Origin of the sequence: Phaeobacter gallaeciensis DSM 26640, from assembly GCF_000511385.1 — a bacterium.
Lineage (GTDB): Bacteria > Pseudomonadota > Alphaproteobacteria > Rhodobacterales > Rhodobacteraceae > Phaeobacter > Phaeobacter gallaeciensis.
Genome location: NC_023137.1, coordinates 1,208,789 through 1,225,870, shown reverse-complemented (window position 1 = coordinate 1,225,870; position 17,082 = coordinate 1,208,789). Strand labels below are relative to the sequence as shown.

17 protein-coding genes and 1 other RNA gene are annotated in these 17,082 nt (G+C 60.2%); 6 read left to right on the top strand and 12 right to left on the bottom strand.

The features are described from left to right. Positions 1–24: 24 nt before the first annotated feature. The 4 genes from GAL_RS05940 to mgtE form a co-directional block, all read right to left on the bottom strand. Positions 25–1,803, bottom strand: a complete 1,779-nt coding sequence (locus GAL_RS05940; protein ID WP_040103964.1) for an SLC13 family permease — start codon at positions 1,801–1,803, stop codon at positions 25–27. A gap of 279 nt (positions 1,804–2,082) precedes the next feature. After that, positions 2,083–2,895 (bottom strand): TIGR00282 family metallophosphoesterase, encoded by an 813-nt coding sequence (locus tag GAL_RS05935; RefSeq protein ID WP_024096681.1) that lies wholly within the window; start codon positions 2,893–2,895, stop codon positions 2,083–2,085. Positions 2,896–3,009: 114 nt separating this feature from the next. Beyond that, complete coding sequence (locus GAL_RS05930; RefSeq protein WP_024096679.1) at positions 3,010–3,573, bottom strand: 5-formyltetrahydrofolate cyclo-ligase; 564 nt, start codon at positions 3,571–3,573, stop codon at positions 3,010–3,012. A gap of 63 nt (positions 3,574–3,636) precedes the next feature. Then, on the bottom strand, positions 3,637–5,025 hold the full coding sequence (mgtE, locus tag GAL_RS05925; protein ID WP_024096678.1) for a magnesium transporter: 1,389 nt from the start codon (positions 5,023–5,025) through the stop codon (positions 3,637–3,639). Positions 5,026–5,160: 135 nt separating this feature from the next. Here mgtE and guaD point away from each other — a divergent pair, with 135 nt between their 5' ends. Further along, positions 5,161–6,447, top strand: coding sequence for a guanine deaminase (gene guaD / locus GAL_RS05920; RefSeq protein WP_024096677.1), 1,287 nt, complete (start codon positions 5,161–5,163; stop codon positions 6,445–6,447). Positions 6,448–6,569: 122 nt separating this feature from the next. Here the strand turns inward: guaD and GAL_RS05915 are convergent, their stop codons facing one another. The 3 genes from GAL_RS05915 to GAL_RS05905 all read right to left on the bottom strand — a co-directional run bounded on the left by GAL_RS05915 (position 6,570) and on the right by GAL_RS05905 (position 9,254). Then, positions 6,570–7,910: an 8-oxoguanine deaminase gene (locus GAL_RS05915; RefSeq protein ID WP_024096676.1), complete on the bottom strand. Its 1,341-nt coding sequence runs from the start codon at positions 7,908–7,910 to the stop codon at positions 6,570–6,572. 112 nt (positions 7,911–8,022) lie between these two features. After that, positions 8,023–8,817, bottom strand: coding sequence for a histidinol-phosphatase (gene hisN, locus GAL_RS05910; RefSeq protein ID WP_024096675.1), 795 nt, complete (start codon positions 8,815–8,817; stop codon positions 8,023–8,025). 65 nt (positions 8,818–8,882) lie between these two features. Next, entirely contained in the window at positions 8,883–9,254 is a 372-nt protein-coding gene (locus GAL_RS05905; protein ID WP_014875187.1) for a helix-turn-helix domain-containing protein, read from the bottom strand. A gap of 366 nt (positions 9,255–9,620) precedes the next feature. On the opposite strand from GAL_RS05905, the gene GAL_RS05900 reads away from it, so the two are divergent. Further along, positions 9,621–10,592: an NADPH:quinone oxidoreductase family protein gene (locus GAL_RS05900; RefSeq protein ID WP_024096674.1), complete on the top strand. Its 972-nt coding sequence runs from the start codon at positions 9,621–9,623 to the stop codon at positions 10,590–10,592. A gap of 84 nt (positions 10,593–10,676) precedes the next feature. On the opposite strand, the gene GAL_RS05895 is transcribed toward GAL_RS05900, so the two are convergent. Beyond that, positions 10,677–11,570 carry a LysR family transcriptional regulator gene (locus GAL_RS05895; RefSeq protein WP_014875189.1) on the bottom strand — a complete coding sequence of 298 codons (894 nt, stop codon included), beginning with the start codon at positions 11,568–11,570 and terminating at the stop codon, positions 10,677–10,679. A 127-nt stretch (positions 11,571–11,697) separates the two neighbouring features. Here GAL_RS05895 and GAL_RS05890 point away from each other — a divergent pair, with 127 nt between their 5' ends. From GAL_RS05890 to GAL_RS05880, 4 genes are all read left to right on the top strand, one after another. Further along, complete coding sequence (locus tag GAL_RS05890; protein ID WP_024096672.1) at positions 11,698–11,913, top strand: DUF1127 domain-containing protein; 216 nt, start codon at positions 11,698–11,700, stop codon at positions 11,911–11,913. Positions 11,914–12,191: 278 nt separating this feature from the next. Beyond that, complete coding sequence (locus GAL_RS22160) at positions 12,192–12,563, top strand: hypothetical protein (protein WP_024096671.1); 372 nt, start codon at positions 12,192–12,194, stop codon at positions 12,561–12,563. Positions 12,564–12,920: 357 nt separating this feature from the next. Continuing rightward, positions 12,921–13,697, top strand: coding sequence for a Bax inhibitor-1/YccA family protein (locus tag GAL_RS05885; protein WP_024096670.1), 777 nt, complete (start codon positions 12,921–12,923; stop codon positions 13,695–13,697). A 122-nt stretch (positions 13,698–13,819) separates the two neighbouring features. After that, a complete protein-coding gene (locus GAL_RS05880) occupies positions 13,820–14,293 on the top strand; it encodes a GNAT family N-acetyltransferase (protein ID WP_024096669.1) in 474 nt (157 codons plus the stop codon). Positions 14,294–14,697: 404 nt separating this feature from the next. Here the strand turns inward: GAL_RS05880 and rpmG are convergent, their stop codons facing one another. The 4 genes from rpmG to GAL_RS05865 all read right to left on the bottom strand — a co-directional run bounded on the left by rpmG (position 14,698) and on the right by GAL_RS05865 (position 17,053). After that, positions 14,698–14,865: a 50S ribosomal protein L33 gene (rpmG, locus tag GAL_RS05875; RefSeq protein WP_007814563.1), complete on the bottom strand. Its 168-nt coding sequence runs from the start codon at positions 14,863–14,865 to the stop codon at positions 14,698–14,700. 107 nt (positions 14,866–14,972) lie between these two features. After that, positions 14,973–15,393, bottom strand: an RNA gene (rnpB, locus tag GAL_RS21985) — RNase P RNA component class A. A 156-nt stretch (positions 15,394–15,549) separates the two neighbouring features. Further along, entirely contained in the window at positions 15,550–16,245 is a 696-nt protein-coding gene (locus GAL_RS05870) for an N-acetylmuramoyl-L-alanine amidase (protein ID WP_040103948.1), read from the bottom strand. Between the two features lie 34 nt (positions 16,246–16,279). Next, a complete protein-coding gene (locus tag GAL_RS05865; RefSeq protein ID WP_024096667.1) occupies positions 16,280–17,053 on the bottom strand; it encodes a hypothetical protein in 774 nt (257 codons plus the stop codon). Positions 17,054–17,082 lie beyond the last annotated feature (29 nt).

Genomic DNA, 17,082 nt, shown 5'->3' with positions numbered 1-17,082 from the left:
TTAACAACCTCCTAACGGAGGCTGTTAAAGCGGCCAGAAGAACGGGATCAGGATAGATGCCAGGAGGCCAACGCTAAAGTTCAGCGGGATGCCCACGCGCAGGAAGTCTGTAAACTTATAGCCGCCGGGGCCATAGACCAGCATATTGGTCTGATAGCCGATTGGCGTCGCGAAGGAAGCCGAAGCCGCGACCATTACCGCCACCACCAAGGGACGTGGATCAATGCCCATGGCCTGCGCCAGACCAACCGCGATTGGCGTCACCACCACCGCCACGGCGTTGTTGGAGACCAGCTCTGTCAAAATTGAGGTCAACAGATAGACCGCCCAGACCAGAAGGAACGGCGGCAAGATCGAGAGTGACGGCGCAATCGCCTCCACAATGAGCCGCACAGCGCCAGAACTCTCCAAGGCGGCGCCGATGGCCAGCATGGCAAAGATCAACGTCAGCAACCGCCCATCGACAAAGGAAAACGCCTCATCCGCATCAATACAACGGGTGATCAGCACCAGTGAGACCGCCAGTACAGAGAGCAACAGGATGGGGGCTACGCCAAGGGCGGCCAGCAGCACGATACCGATCAGTGCGGCAATGGCGATGGGCGCGTGACGGCGGCGGTAGGCGCGCACTGAGGGCTGCGAGACGGCCGCCATATCCATATCTGCGGCAAGGCGCTGGATATCCTCAGCGTTGCCTTCCAGCAGCAGGGTATCGCCCACCCGCACCACCAGATCTTCCAGCTGAACGCCGATATTCTGGTTCCGGCGATGAACCGCCAACGTGTAGACGCCATAGCGGCGGCGCAGACGCATCGCACCAAGCGAGCGGCCCACCATGCGGCAGCCTGGAGTTATGAGCACCTCAACGGTTTCGGTCTCCACGGTAGAGACCTGATCGACCCGCTTCAGCTCCTTGTTGCGTTGCAGGCTGAGGAGTTCGGTCATCTTGGTCCGCAGGACCACCCGATCCCCGACCTGCAACTCCACCCCTTTGAGCGCGTTACGCAGCGAGATATCACCGCGAATAACATCAATCAGCCGCACGCCGGGGCGTTTGAACAGCTGAACCCCAGTGACTTCGCGCCCGATCAGGTTGCTGTCAGGGGGGATCACCGCCTCGGTGAAGAATTTCATCCGCGAGCGGTCACTCAGTAGGCTGGCCATGCTGCTGCGGTCCGGTAGCAGACGGGGGGCGATGAACCGCAAATAAATCATCCCCCAGATCACCAGAATGATGCCCAGTCGTGTGACCTCAAATATGGTGAACGGTGCCAGCCCCTGCGCCCGCGCGACACCGTCGACGAGCAGGTTCGTGGAGGTACCGATCAGCGTCAGCGTACCGCCAAGGATGGCCGCATAGCTGAGCGGGATCAGCATCTTGGAGGCCGAAACCTTCATTGTGCGGGCGATCTGGATGAACACTGGGATCATTACCACCACCACAGGCGTGTTCGACACCACGGCAGAGGCGACAACGACAAAGACCATCAACAGAGCGATGGCCAGCTTGGGATTGATCTCCGCCTGTTTGCGCGCTTGCGCGGTAAAGGCATCCAAAGCACCGGTGCGCACCAAGGCCCCCATGATGATGAACATGGCCGCAATGGTCCAGGGCGCCGGGTTTGACAGCACCGGCAGAGCCGCCTGATAAGGCAAAACACCGGTTGCCAGCATCACAGACACGCCCGCTAGCGCCACCACCTCGGTCGGAAAGGTCTCGCGCAGGAAGGCGACAAACATCGCTACTACGATCAGCAGCGTCAGGATTGCGCCACCGGTTTCGCCAAGGGGAAGAAACTGCATCAAGGGTAACGACATCCAAGAAGTTGAGAGATCAATCATCGGCGACCTGAATAAACGGGCTGAACCGTATCACAGATCGCGCGGCCCAAGGGAGTGAACCTGATCTTGTTAGACGAGGCAAGGGCCTCGCTATACAACCGGTTTGCATAACCCTGATTTATCAGCTGTTTGCGAACAGGGTTCGGGTTTTGCGCGCACAGGGAGACAAATGTCCCCTGCGCTGTCTGTATTGTTTTGCGAAGCCGAGCAAGTTGCGAGCTGCATGAGACAAAATCTGCCTCAAGGGACAGCCTGTTCCAATAGCCCCCCCACCCGGATCATCCGGATCGATTTGGCGGCGCCTGTCCGGTCATCGGTTTCCACAAAAACGCCGGAAAGCGTTGCGGGGCCTTCTGCGGGGGTGAAGCGGTTCTTCGGCATTCCGGTCAGGAAACGGCGCATCGGTTCAGCCTTCTCCATGCCGATCACCGAGTTGTAATCGCCGCACATGCCGGCATCTGTCAGGTAGCCGGTGCCATCAGAGAGGATCTGCGCATCGCCCGTCGGCACATGGGTGTGGGTGCCCACCACCAGCGAAGCGCGGCCATTGCAGAAATGGCCCATAGCCATTTTCTCAGACGTGGCTTCGCAATGCATGTCCACGATCACCGCCTGCGCCAGACCGCCGCGTGGATGTGATTTCAGCACCGCCTCCACCGCGCCAAAGGGATCATCATAGGCCCGTTTCATGAACACCTGCCCCAGCGCCTGCACCACCAGAACCTTACGCCCGCCGGGCGCGTTGAACAGCCGGTAGCCACGCCCCGGTGCGTTTTTGGCAAAATTGAGCGGACGGATAATGCGCGGCTCTTTCTCGATGGCCTGCAACATGTCCTTTTGGTCAAAGGCATGATCGCCAAGGGTCAGGCAATCGGCCCCCGCATCCAGCAGCGCCTTGGCATGATCGCCATTCAGCCCCATGCCATTGGACGCGTTCTCGCCATTGACCACGACAAAATCGAGCCGCCAGTCCTTGCGCATCTGCGGGAGGTGTTCGGAAATGGCCTTGCGTCCCGCGCGGCCCATGACATCGCCAAGAAATAGAATTCGCATTGTGGCGTGGTACGCCGTTGCAAGGCTCAGGACAAGGCCCGCGTTAATGGTCCAAAACTTTTTGAAAATTGTTGCCCAGATTTTTCGGAAAAATCTGGGCGATCAGCCGCAGGGCTATCGGCTGAACTGCAACACCCGGCTTTCGGTGATCAGCATGTCCAGCGGTTGATCTGTTGGTTCCAGCGGCAGATCATCAGCCTCTTGCGCGTCAAAGGCAAATCCGATGGCCAATGTCGCACGTTTACCGCGCAGCAACTCCAGAGTGCGGTCATAAAAGCCGCCGCCGTAGCCAAGCCGCCCGCCCTGCGCATCAAAGGCAACCAGCGGAACGATCAGAATTTCCGGCTCAAGATAGTCATCCACCTCGGGCACTTTGGCCCCAAACGGCCCATCACGCAGCGCCCCGTCTGGCTGCCAGCGACTAAATTTCAGCGGTGTATCCTTGGCCTGGATCACCGGCACACAGACAGGCCCATGGGCTGCGGCCTCTGCCATGGCGGGGAGCGGATCAATTTCCGTGCGGATCGGCATATAGCCAGACAGCGGCACACCGCGATATCCAGCCAGCACCTCCGAGAGATGTCCGGCGGCACCCGGTTTATTCATCTCATACGCAGCCTTGCGGCGCTGAAAGGCAGCCTTGCGGGCCTCAGCTTTGATCTGGGTTAGAGTATCCATGAGAGCGATCCTGTCAGAACGAATAACACGGCCCGATAAGACGGGCACCAAAAGCGGCGAAGATCAGAGCAGCATCGCCCCGGCCAGCCCAAGAAAGGCAAAGAACCCAACGATATCCGTGACCGTCGTCACAAAGGCACCGGAGGCTAGCGCCGGATCAACGCCAATCTTTTCAAGAATAATCGGCACCACGGTTCCCGCCAGCCCCGCGACGACCAGATTGATCACCATAGCGACGGCAATCACCACGCCCAGCAAAGGGGAACCGAACCACAAGATCCCCACCACACCCATGATCAGGGCAAAGGCAAGGCCGTTCACCAGCCCCACCAGAACCTCCCGCCGGATCACCCGCCAGACGTTGGAGCCGGTCAGGTCGCGGGTCGCCAGCGCGCGCACCGCCACCGTGAGCGATTGCGTGCCAGCATTGCCGCCCATGGAGGCCACGATGGGCATCAGCACAGCCAAGGCCACAAATTCGGCAATCGTCGCCTCAAACTGCGCAATCACCAGCGAGGCCAGAATTGCGGTGGCAAGGTTCACCGCCAGCCAGGGAAAGCGCTGCTTCGTCGTGGCCATCACCCGGTCTGCAAGGCTGCCCTCGCCCACACCGGCCAGGCGCAGAATGTCTTCTTCATGCTCTTCGTCCAGCACGACCATCGCATCATCCATGGTGATGACGCCCACCAGCCGCCCCTCATCATCGACCACAGGGGCCGAGATCAGGTGGTACTGGTTGAAGGCATAGGCCACGTCTTCCTCGTCCTGATCGGCAGGGATGATCTGAAACGTCTCCTCGACGATCTCGCCCAGCGGCACCTCGCGTTTGGACGACATGATCCGCCCCAACGTAACATTGCCGACGGGATGCAGCCGCGGATCGACCAGAACGACATGGTAGAATTGATCCGGGAGATGATCGGATTCCCGCATGAAATCAATTGCCTGTCCAACCGTCCAATGGTCGGGCGCCATCACCACCTCGCGCTGCATCAAACGACCGGCGGAGTTTTCAGGATAGCTCAGTGATTGTTCAACCGCGACCCGGTCGGCGTCTTCCAGCGTATTGAGGATGGCCTCCTGCTGCGGCTCTTCCAGATCCTCCAGCAGGTCGACAACGTCATCGCTTTCGAGATCACGCACCGCTTCTGCAAGCACCTGTGGGGCAAGCTGCGAGATCACCTCTTCGCGGATGCTTTCGTCCAGTTCCGACAGGATTTCCCCGTCGAATTCGCGATCATAGAGCCGGATAAGCTGTTCGCGATCCGTTGCGCTGATCTGTTCCAGAAGGTCGGCAATGTCCGCCGCGTGCAGCGGCTCCATCAGCGCGGTCAGTTGCGCCTGATCTGCGGCCTCAACCGCCTCAAGAATCTGGCCGACCCGTTTGCGATCCAGCTCATAGGCATCCTCGGACGCGGGGTCGATTGTCTCCTGGTGGTCATCTGCAATCATCTGAGGCCCCTTTTCGCGGTTGCTTCTGGAATAAAAGAAGCAGTTACCGAAAAACAATGACAATGACGTAATTTACCGCCGATGGTGCTGCGCGTATCCTGTGGACCGCAGTTTGACAAGAAAGGACCGCGTCTTATGCAGGCAAACTATATCTTACGGGGACAGGTTCTTTCGTTCACAGACACCCCCTTCGGCGGCGACAGCCCGGAGGCGGCAGCCGAGCTGCATGAGGCGGTCGCCATCGGTGGTGGCAAGGTGCTGGAAATGGGCACATGGGAGGGCCTGTGCAAGGCCCATCCGGCGGCAGAGCTGGTCGATCACGGTGACCGGCTGATCCTGGCGGGGTTCGTCGATGCCCATGTGCATTTCCCCCAGACCGCGATTATTGCCAGCTGGGGCAAGCGGCTGATCGACTGGCTGAACAGCTATACCTTCCCCGAGGAAATGCGGTTTGGTGATCGGTCTTATGCTGATGAGATTGCCGCGCGTTATCTCGATCTGACCCGCGCCAATGGCACCACTACGATGTGCAGCTACTGTACCATCCACCCCGAAAGCGTGGATGCGTTTTTCACCGCCGCGCAGGCGCGTGGCCAACGGGTTGTTGCAGGCAAGACCTGCATGGATCGCAACGCCCCCGACGGGCTGCGCGACACCGCACAATCAGCCTATGACGACAGTGCGGCGCTGATTGGGCGCTGGCATGGGGTTGGCCGGCTGTCCTATGCGATCACGCCACGGTTCTCTCCCACCTCGACGCCCGAACAGCTGGAGGCCATGGGTGCGCTTTGGGCCGATCATCCGGACTGCCTGATGCAGACCCATCTGAGCGAGCAAACGGATGAGATTGCCTGGGTGAAGTCGCTCTTCCCCAAGGCGCGGGATTATCTGGATACCTATGAGCAATTTGGCCTGTTGGGCGCACGCGGCCTTTATGGTCATGCCATCCATCTGGAAGACCGCGAGCGGGCGCGCCTGCGCGAGGTTGACGCGGCGCTGGTGCATTGCCCGACCTCCAATACATTTATCGGATCGGGCCTGTTTGATATGGCCGGGCTGATGGCGGAGGGGCAACGGATTGGCCTGGCCACGGACACTGGCGGCGGCTCCAGTTTTTCGATGTTGCGCACCATGGCCGCGGCCTATGAGGTTGGACAGCTGCGCGGCACGCCGCTGCATGCCGCGCAATTACTATGGCTGGCCACGCAAGGCTCCGCCCGCGCGCTGCATATGGGGGACCAGATCGGCAATATCGCCCCCGGCATGGAAGCGGATCTGGTGGTGCTGGATCTGGCCTCAACTCCTGCTATTGCGCAGCGCAGCGCCGGAGCGAAAGACCTCTGGGAGGCGGTTTTTGCGACCATCATGATGGGCGATGACCGCGCTGTGGCTGAGGTCTGGATCAACGGCGCGCGTGACTGAAGCGCGTCGCGACAGGAAGACAAAGGGAGGGAGGCGCTGATGCGCCTCTGCCTCCGGCGGGGATATTTCGGGCCAGAAGATGGGGCGTGCCACCTTCGCGATCTTCGTCCTTGGCCTGAACGTCAGGCCAGCTGCATCAGGCGCGCGGCAGATTTTTGATGCCGTTCTATCAGGTTGGGCAGGTCCATCGTCGCCAGCGTACCGTCGCGAATGATCTGGCGCCCCTCGACAAAGAGATGTTTCACCTGCGCAGGCCCCGCCAGCAACAAGGCAGCCGGATCCCAGCTGCCGCTGGAGGCAACGCCGGTGACATCCCAGATCGCGATATCGGCGCGTTTACCCACCGCAAGCTGGCCAACATCACGCCGCCCCAGCACCTCTGCCCCACCTCGGGTGGCAATCTCCAGTGCCTCATAGGCGCTCATGGCGTCGGCACCCTGCGCGACCCGCTGCAACAGCATCGCCTGCCGCGCCTCACTGATCAGGCTGGCCATGTCATTGCTGGCCGATCCATCAACCCCCAAACCAACCGGAACCTCTGCGTCACGCATCGCACGCAGCGGCGCAATACCGCTGCCGAGGCGACAGTTGGAACAGGGACAATGGGCCACGCCAGTGCGGGTCCGGGCAAAGAGATCAATCTCCTCAGCATCCAATTTCACGCAATGGGCGTGCCAGACATCAGGGCCGGTCCAGCCCAGATCCTCGGCGTATTGGCCAGGTCGGCAGCCGAATTGTGCCAGTGAATAGGCGATGTCTTCGTCATTTTCGGCCAGATGAGTGTGCAGCATCACGCCCTTATCTCGCGCCAGAAGGGCGCTGTCCCGCATCAGCTCGCGGCTGACGGAGAACGGCGAACAGGGCGCCAGTGCCACCCGGCACATCGACCCTTCAGAGGCATCATGGAACCGGTCCACAACCCGGATCATATCGTCGAGAATGGCGCGCTCATCCTCGACCAGGCCGTCCGGCGGCAGGCCACCGGCGCTTTCGCCGATGCTCATGGCGCCACGGGTCGGCTGGAAACGCAGGCCGATATCGCCGGCCGCCTCAATCGTGTCCTCAAGTCTTGAACCATTGGGGTAGAGATAGAGGTGGTCAGAGGTCAGCGTGCAGCCCGAGAAGGCCAGCTCTGCCAGTCCCAACTGGGCGGAGACATGAATGTCATCCGGCGTGAAGGCGGCCCAGATCGGATAGAGCCGTTTCAGCCAGCCAAACAGCAACGCATCCTGCGCGCCGGACACCGCGCGGGTCAGGTTCTGATAAAGATGGTGGTGGGTGTTCACGAGACCGGGCGTCACCACGCAGCCGCTGCCGCTGATCCGCTCACCTGTGGTGCTGAGATCACTGCCAATCTCAGCAATAATCCCGTCACGCAGGCGCAGATCCACAGCCGAGAGCTGGCGGCGCTGATCATCCATTGTCAGCGCGATATCAATATTTTGAATCAGAATTTCAGGCACAGGTCACACTCCATCAGGCCGCCCATTTCGGTGAAGTGTGAAAACGCGCCGACAGAATACGGGCAAAGGACTCGGCGCGCTGGAGTGGTTTAGCGGATTATATGCAGGTAGTTCAAGCGGTTTGCTGGATCAGTGCGAGCGCTGCGGCGTGTAACTCGGGCGTGGCTGCCGCAAGCACCTGACCGCCCTCATGCGCAGGCGCGCCCTGCCAGTTGGTCACCACCCCGCCCGCCGCCTGAATGACCGCGATCGGTGCCTGAATGTCATAGGCGTTCAGACCCGCTTCGATCACCAGATCACATTGCCCCGCCGCCAGCAGCGCATAGGCGTAGCAATCCATACCGTAGCGGGTCAGCTGCACCTGGCTGGCGACGCGTTGAAAGGCCGCCCGTTCGTCGTCGCTGCCGACTTCTGGGAATGTGGTGAACAGGGTTGCCTCTGACAGGTTGGTTGTCGCGCGGGCGGAGAGCGCCTGCTCTCCCAAAGGACCGGTCAGGCTGGCGCCATCGGGTGTGCCGACAAAACGCTCACCGATATAGGGCTGGTCGATGATGCCAAGAAAGGGGCCGCGGTCGTCCCCAAGTGCGATCAGAACACCCCAGGTCGGGGTGCCGCTGATAAAGCCACGAGTGCCGTCAATCGGATCAAGTACCCAAGTGCGACCGGATTGGCCGGTGGTCTCGCCATATTCCTCGCCCAGGATGCTGTCCTCGGGGCGTAATTCGGCAAGCACGGACCGCATCGCCTGTTCGGCAGCGCGATCAGCAATGGTGACAGGATCAAAACCCTCGTCCAGCTTGTTGTCGGATTGCAGCCCGGCTGAACGGAAATAGGGCAGGATCGCCTGGCGTGCTGCATCGGCCATCCGATGGGCAACCTCCAGATCTGAAAACGCGGCTGAAGTCATGCCCGAAGGCCTGACATTCAACCGCGCATTTTTCAAGCCCCAAGCCCCCACTTGAGACAGGAAAATCAGGCCGCGTCGCTGAGCACGCGCGCCAGTTCGAACAAACGACGGCGCTGGTTTTCAGGAATTGCGTAGTAGGACCGCACCAAATCCAGTGCTTCCTTGTCGCCCATCAGATCGTCAGGCACCTGTGCCTTGTCTGATGCTGGCGCATCATCGTCCTGCAGCCCTTCGAAAAAGAAGCTGACCGGAACGCTGAGCGCGTCGGAAATATCCCAGAGCCGAGAGGCGCTGACCCGGTTTGCGCCGGTTTCATATTTTTGGATTTGTTGAAATTTAATACCAACCAGCTCTGCGAGCTGTTGTTGCGTCATGCCGATGAGCCACCGGCGATGCCGGATGCGTTTCCCCACGTGCACGTCCACTGGATGAGCCATGCGTTTCTCCTAAGATTTACAAACTGGGTGCCACCCTAGCCGTCTTTCTTAACCCCCGCCCACCCGGCAAATACCGTGCAAGACCAATGTTGCCAAAAAACCCGTAGGTCCCTGTACAAACGAACAAGGCGCTCCCATTGGGGTTGAGTGTACGACCTTAACGGTTGAATTCAAGCGGTCACTCTCGCCACAATCAGCGCCTGTGCGTCAAACGCATGATTTCATGCACCAATTTTATTTCACTTTTTTGCATGTTTTACACATGTTCCACGCCTCCCCATAAATAGTGAGGTGAACTGACGGCGAATCTGGCATGGTTTTGCCACTCAGAATCACCTTACCCCATGCCAGATATGGAAAAATGATATGCGCGCCTACAGTGTTTGCAGCTTCGACATCTCACCGACTATCGCAGAGGTTGACGTTAGATCACCGAAAAGCGGAGAGGTTGCAGTTGCAATATACGCCTGTGGGTTGAATTTTGCGGATCTTCTTCTGCTGCATGGAAAATATCAGGACACGCCGGACCTGCCGTTTGTGCCGGGGTTGGAACTGGCCGGAGTGATCGAGGCGGTTGGCGCGAATGTGGACGGGCTGGCCGTGGGCGAGCGCGTCGCCGTGTTTTCAGGTCACGGCGGCCTCGCCGAGGTCGGTGTTTTCCCAGCCGACCGGGTTACGCGCATCCCGGATGAGATGTCCTTTGCCGATGCGGCAGCGTTCCAGATCACCTATGGCACCGGGCTTGTTGCCCTTGATCACTGCGCACGTCTCCAGCCGGGGGAGACGTTGCTGGTCACCGGCGCTGCGGGGGGCGTTGGCCTCACGGCGGTCGAGATCGGCAAGCGGTTGGGCGCGCGGGTGATTGCCCAAGCCCGCGGCGCTGAGAAACTGGCGGTGGCCAAGGCCGCTGGTGCAGACCATCTGATCGATGCCAGCGACGATCTGCGCCAATCGGTCAAAGATCTGGGCGGCGCGGATGTGGTCTATGAGGCGATTGGCGGCGAGGTCTGGACCGCCGCCTTTCGCGCAACCAACCCCGGTGGACGGTTGTTGCCGATCGGCTTCGCCGGCGGAGAGGTGCCACAGATTCCTGCGAACCACCTGCTGGTCAAAAACCTCAGCGTGATCGGGTTCTACTTCGGCGGCTACCTCAAGAGCCATCCCGCGGTGGTCCGCGGCGCAATCGAACGGTTGCTTCAGTGGTACCGCGACGGCTCGTTGCGTCCGCATATCAGCCATAGGCTGCCGCTGGATCAGGTCGCTGACGGTCTGGAGCTGCTGCGCAGCAGGACGGCCACGGGCAAGGTGGTGATCATGATCCGGCCGGATCAGCAATAGCCCCCTCCCCTTTTTACTCGGGACGCCAAAATCACCCACACTATCTGAGGAAAAATTGCGCGGGTGGTGGTCAGAGGCGAGATCTCAGGCGGCTGTCCAATGCGTCTGCGCGGCGGCCAGCGGGGCGCTGATGTTTTGAAACGCCTTACGCACAAGAAACGCCAGCTCGCTCACCATGGGCGAGCCTGAGGTCTCCGCCCCGTAGAGGTTGATCAGTTGGACCGGCAGCTCTGGTAGGTTGCCGCCATGGTCGATCTGCACCAGATGCGGCGGCTCGGTCCCCTCAATCATCGTGTGAATCGCAAGATCGGCACTCACGGTTGCCTCAATCGTGCGGTCACTGTCGGTTTCCACAACCATCTCCCAGGAGATCCCTGCCGCGTCGAGCGCGCCCACCACCTTGGGCCGGAAGGTGCAGTACCGACCAAAGGCCAGTTTCAGCGGGCGCTGCCGCCAGGCGGAGCCATTGGGAGCACCGATCCAGCAGAGCGGGCGCTCGGCCAGCGTTTCGCCGTTTTCCGAGGTGGTGGTTTCCGTGGTCAGGATCAGATCGCATTCGCCGCGCGAGAACTGCTCCTTCAACGACCGGGTATAGCTCGAGATCAGCTGCACCTTCACCCGTGGGAATGACGCATTGAAACGCTGTAGCACCTGCGGGATCGCCGGGTAGACAATGTCATGCGGTACCCCAAGGACAATCTCGCCCTCATAGGCTTGATCGGTGAGCCGCCCGATCACCTCATCATTCAGCGCCACCATCCGCCGCGCATAGGCCAGCAGCTGCTCCCCGGAAGCGGTCAGCGCAATCGTCCGGCCAGAGCGATCCAGCAATTGCAGCCCCAGCAGCTCCTCAAGTCGCTTTAGCTGCATAGAGACAGCAGATTGGGTCAGATGCAGAAAGCCGGCGGCGCGGGTTACCCCGCCGTTATCCGCAACCGCAACAAAGGAGCGTAGCGTGGTGATATCGAGATTCCGCATCATCACAATCCTTGATAGTTGAAATCATAAACATTCGTTTTTCATATCAATCATACTGCGCCATATACATCAACAGAATTGATATCAACGCACAACACCATCATAGATCCAGAAAAGGACACAAATCATGACCTATATGGACAACAGCCTGCGCTCCAACGCCTGCGCCCCCCGTCGCTCGATCATGGCAACCGTGGCGCATGCCCTCGCCGTCTGGCGTGAACGCCGGATGCTGGCACAGCTGGATTCCTCCGCGCTTGAGGACATGGGCATCAGCCAACGCGACGCCGAGGCAGAAGCCCGCCGTCCGATCTGGGACGCGCCAAACAACTGGACCCGCTGAAGACAGCGCGCGGGCAGAAGGCGCAAGACGAAAAAAGGCCTGCGGTGCGGGCCTTTTTGCCGTCATACTGGCTGCGCGAAATGCGCTCACCTATGCAGCTGCTCGGGATGGTGGTGCAGAACGTCGGCGTCCCTTCGAATAAAATTGGACTGTTTCCCACTACCCGGATCTGTAATCGCAAAACTGCGCCACACCACAGATCTCATTGATACCGAAGCGATGGGGAGGCTATTCAAGGGTATTCTCTCTTTAGAAGTTATAAAGTCGGTGGATTTCACATGTATTTTGGACGTTTCTCTCTCGCCTTATTTCTTTTTTTGGCATCGGCGGCAGCATCAACAGCCCAAAACAAGTATGATGCATTCTGGGGTCAGTACATGGCGTCATCCCTGATTGCCCAGACCTGCAAGGGCGTGACGACCTATTCAGGCCACGACGCTGTCTCCATCGGTGTAGCGCGTGATAGTTTACGCGAGCAGCGATTGCTGCGTATCCTCTACTATGGAAACAGAAAAAGTCTGACGCGGTTGGGGCATATAACGTTGACCATGAACGGCGTGAGCACAGACGACCCTCAGAAACTGTGCCGATACGCGCGAAAAATTGCACGCACCGATGATGATATCGGCAGATTTCTCAGAGCAGAATGAATACGATCCAATCGCCCTGTGAAGCGCCCTGCATTCCGACAGTTTAAAGCGTTACGCAACCCCTATACTACGTTGCGTGCGCTGAAGGAGCCTACTCTGAAGAGCCGCCCCTGAGCGCCCGACGTGTGAATATTTCTATGTACCCCGGATGGGCGCCTGCCCGATTTATGTCGAGTTCAGGATGGCCTCCCCACTCTGCGCCCGACCTTCCGCCGCTTTTTGTCGATAATTGCGTCGAAACTTCAATCTACAGGCTTGAACCGCGCCCCGCTTCACCCGATATTTGCGAGGAACGCCAGGTCTCTGCACGCAGCAGGGAACCTGCGCGAGGGAGTTTAGAGACGGAGACCATGATACATGGCACAGTTTGACACCATCCGATCCACGGCGGGCGCACGCTCTGCGGAGATCGATGCGGGCCTGCGCGCCCATATGAACAAAGTCTACGGCACCATGGCCGTAGGTACATTCATCACCTTTCTGGCGGCCTGGGCCATTTCCGGCCTGGCGGTTACCGCGGACCCGGCCAATGCCGCAGCCCAGCTGAGCGCTGACAAATATCTGACCAGCATCGGCTATGCGCTTTATGCCTCGCCGCTGAAGTGGGTTGTCATGTTTGCACCGCTGGCCTTTGTCTTCGGCATCGGTGCGGCTGCAAATCGCATGTCTGCGGCGGGCGTCCAGCTGCTGTTCTATGTGTTTGCAACCGTGATGGGGATTTCCATAAGCTCGATCTTCCTGGTGTTCACCGGCGAAAGCATCGTGCAGGTGTTCCTGATCACCTCCATCGCCTTTGCGGGTCTGTCGCTGGTGGGCTACACCACCAAGAAAGACCTCTCCGGCATGGGCGCCTTCCTGATCATGGGCGTGATTGGTTTGATCGTTTTGGGGATCGCCAATATTTTCATCGCCTCCTCTGTTCTGGCCAATGTCATTTCCTTCGTTGGCGTGCTGATCTTTGCTGGCCTCACCGCCTATGACACCCAGCGCATCAAAAATGAGTATCTCCAGCACGCCCATATGGGCGACCAGGAATGGCTCGCGAAATCTGCAATCATGGGCGCGCTGAGCCTCTATCTGGACTTCATCAATATGTTCATGATGCTGCTCCAACTGCTTGGAAACCGCGAATAACGCGACACCTTCCAGATCTAAGCACGACCGGGGCGGATCATCACGATCCGCCCTTTTTCTTTGCCTGCACCTGACCTGTTATCGACAGACAGGCTTTTTCAACCACCGTATTTGAGACCCCCATGGACCTGATCGATATTACCCCCGAAGACGCTCACCGCCTGATCCCGCTACTGCAGGACCTGCATGCGTTGCATGTGGCCCATCAGCCTGATCGCTACCCCGCCGACCCGAGCGCGGATGCGCTGGCCAACTGGCTCACGGAGTGGCTGAGCGATAGCAGCGTGACCGCCCGCGCTGCGGTCAGCCCGCAGGGCAGCGTTATGGGCTATATGATCTATGGGATTGAACAGCGCCCTCCCCTGCCTGTGCGTCGGGCTGAGACCCGCGCTATGCTGCACCACATTGCCGTATCAGAAAGCTGGCGGCGCATGGGCGTGGGATCAGCGCTGATCGCGGATCTGAAACGCGCTGTGGCGCTCCAAGGCATCCAGGTTGTTGCCACCACATATGCGCCGTTCAACAGCGCCTCCGCCGCACTGATGGCGCGTATGGGAATGGAACCGGTCATGATCATGGCCGAGTGGCGCGGCTGAGACAGGCATCTCCAGTCGCTCTGACAGCCCCCCAACGACGCGCGCTGCACCCCAAACAAAAACAGGAGGCAGCCCCACCGCTGCCTCCTGCTCTGGTCGCTCCCCCGAGCCGACCTGCGGTGCTGTGATCGCCTGAGGCCTCGCACTTCCGGCAAGGCATCCCGGCGCCACTCTCTCACCCACATCTCGGGATCACTTGTCGCGGGCAAATGTGGCATTTTCAGGCCCAAGCCTCCCGCAGGCCGGGGTTTCATTTACCGGATTTTCATAAAATTTATGGCGCGTCGCGCAAAACCTTCTGCGCCAAGAAAAAAGGGCCGCACCACTACAGTGCGACCCTTCTTATCTACTGTCCCGAATATCGGGGCGACATCGCGGCCAGCGGCTGCGCGACATCAAGAGGCTTATTTGATTTTGCCTTCTTTATATTCAACGTGCTTGCGCACGACCGGGTCGTACTTACGCACAACCATTTTCTCGGTCATGGTGCGTGCGTTTTTCTTGGTCACGTAGAAGTGGCCCGTGCCCGCGGTCGAGTTCAGGCGGATCTTGATTGTGGTCGGCTTCGCCATGGTATTCTCCTGCGTCCGAAAAGGCAGGGGCCTCTCGGTAAATTCCTATATGAGCGTGCGCTTTTACCTGCACCACCCTGCGAGTCAAGAGGGTTCGCCGGGATATTTTGCGCAGAGGGCCTATAAGCCGGATTTTGTTCCGGGGCCAAGGCCCCTTCGACGACCATTCATCTAGGATGCACATTGCTGCGCACCTCCAGCTGCCAACCCGACCCCTCTTGGCCAAAACATGCCTAGCGGCGGTATCGGCTTGCGCCGACCGGCCCGCGCGGGGGTCCTATTTGGCATTGCTCCCGGTGGGGCTTGCCATGCCGCCCCTGTTGCCAGCGGCGCGGTGGGCTCTTACCCCACCGTTTCACCCTTACCCGCATGGGATCACCTGACAGGCAGGCGCACGCGGGCGGTCTGTTTTCTGTGGCGCTCTCCGTCAGATCGCTCTGCCCGGGCGTTACCCGGCACCGTCGTTTTGTAGAGTCCGGACTTTCCTCGCGACACCTTGCGGCCTCCCGCGGCCATCCAGCCCTCTGCGCACTGCCCGCCTAGGAACAACCGCGCCTCGCGTCAAGCAGATTATGCGGTGGCTACGGGCACGGAGATGGGACCTTGCCTTACCTGGCCGATCTGGATTGGAGACAAGTCATCCCGGCTGTTTTCGCCAGAAGGCATGCGCCACAAGTATTACCTTTAGGGGTTGTCAGGCCAGATCAGTTGCACATCCGCCTCACTCAACGGTCCACGTTGCCAGGGCCGAAACCTGAGACGCACTGCCTGCAGCAAGGTGGCATCGTCAACATCTGCGGTGAAGCCGCGCGCCTGCGCGAGAGCGCGAAAGCGGTTCGCGCGCGTGCATGGCTCCTGCGGAATGGGTGGGACAGCCGCCGTGACCTTCGGAACAGGCGCCGCCAACCCTTGCCGGGCCAGACGCGCCCAGTCAAAGCGTGGTCCGGGATCGTATTTGCGTCCGGGTGCCATACAGGAGTGACCGATCACCCCTGTCGGCGAGATCTCCCAACGTTGCAAAATCCCGCTCAGGAGCGTTTCCAATCGCGCCATCTGCGACGCAGAAAAGGGGTGATCCCCGCGATTGTCGAGTTCGATCCCGATGGAGCGCGAATTGATATCGCCCTGCCCGCACCATTCACCTGCACCCGCATGCCAGGCGCGATCCGCCTCGCGCACCATCTGCCACAGCATTCCATCAGCGCCGATCAGATAATGGGCCGAAACCTCATATTGCGGATCGCAAAGCCGGTCGAGCGCAGCTTCGGCGCTCTCCAATGCGGTGTAGTGAAGGACAACCAGCTCTGGGCGCAGCGCATTTCGACGCGCATTGAAGTTGGGGCTCGGATGCCAGATGGCGGCCTCGCCCTCCTCAGGCATGCACGGAACCGTGGTCACGCCACGCCGCCCAGCGTCAGTTCTGCACCGCGAGGCGATAAGGCGCTGGATCCCAACCGCAAGCGTAGCCATCGCCATCGGGATCAAGTGCCTGACGGTCACGCTTCGGCCCGCCCGCCGCGAGAAAGGCGATCTGGGCCAGTTCTGGCGACGCAAAGCCCGCGCAATTGCGCGAGGAGCGCGCCGCAAGATTGATGCCCGAGCGCGAATAGATGCGCTGCCCGCGCGGATTGGAGGTGCTCAGCGCGTAGCGAACGATATTGGGATCACGGCTGCCACTGCGGGTGGGCACGGCAGTCGGGCTCACCACCTGATATTGCGCGCGCTGACGGGCCAGCCGCTCTGCGTCGCTTTCTATGCTCTGACGCGAGGACACCGCGTCGAAGTCATTCTCATCGGAGATCCGCGGATTGCCCACAAGCGCCGGTGCCGGGTTGGAGGGGCTGGCCTCAATCGGGGCGGTACCGGAGTTGCTGCGTGCGGCCTCTAGTGCCGCTGCGGTCTCCCGCGCGATGTCATCGCTGCTACCGCCGGAGGATGCGAGTGTTCCCGCACCACTGGTGCGTGCCGCCACGCGGGGCGCGGGCTGCACAGTACGCGGCAGAGGCTCGCTGGCGACCCGTGCCGGTGGCACCAGAGGGTCGCCGTTGATCGTGGTGCCGGTCGCAGGCGCCCCGTCAAAAGGGCTGGAGCCAAACCCGGCCTCTGGCCCGCTGTTGGGCACCGGGGGTTGGCACGCGGCCAGCAGGACAAGACTGCTGGTCGCAAGGATGGACCGGAATGCACGCATGATCACCACCTGTTGGTTCTGCTCAGATC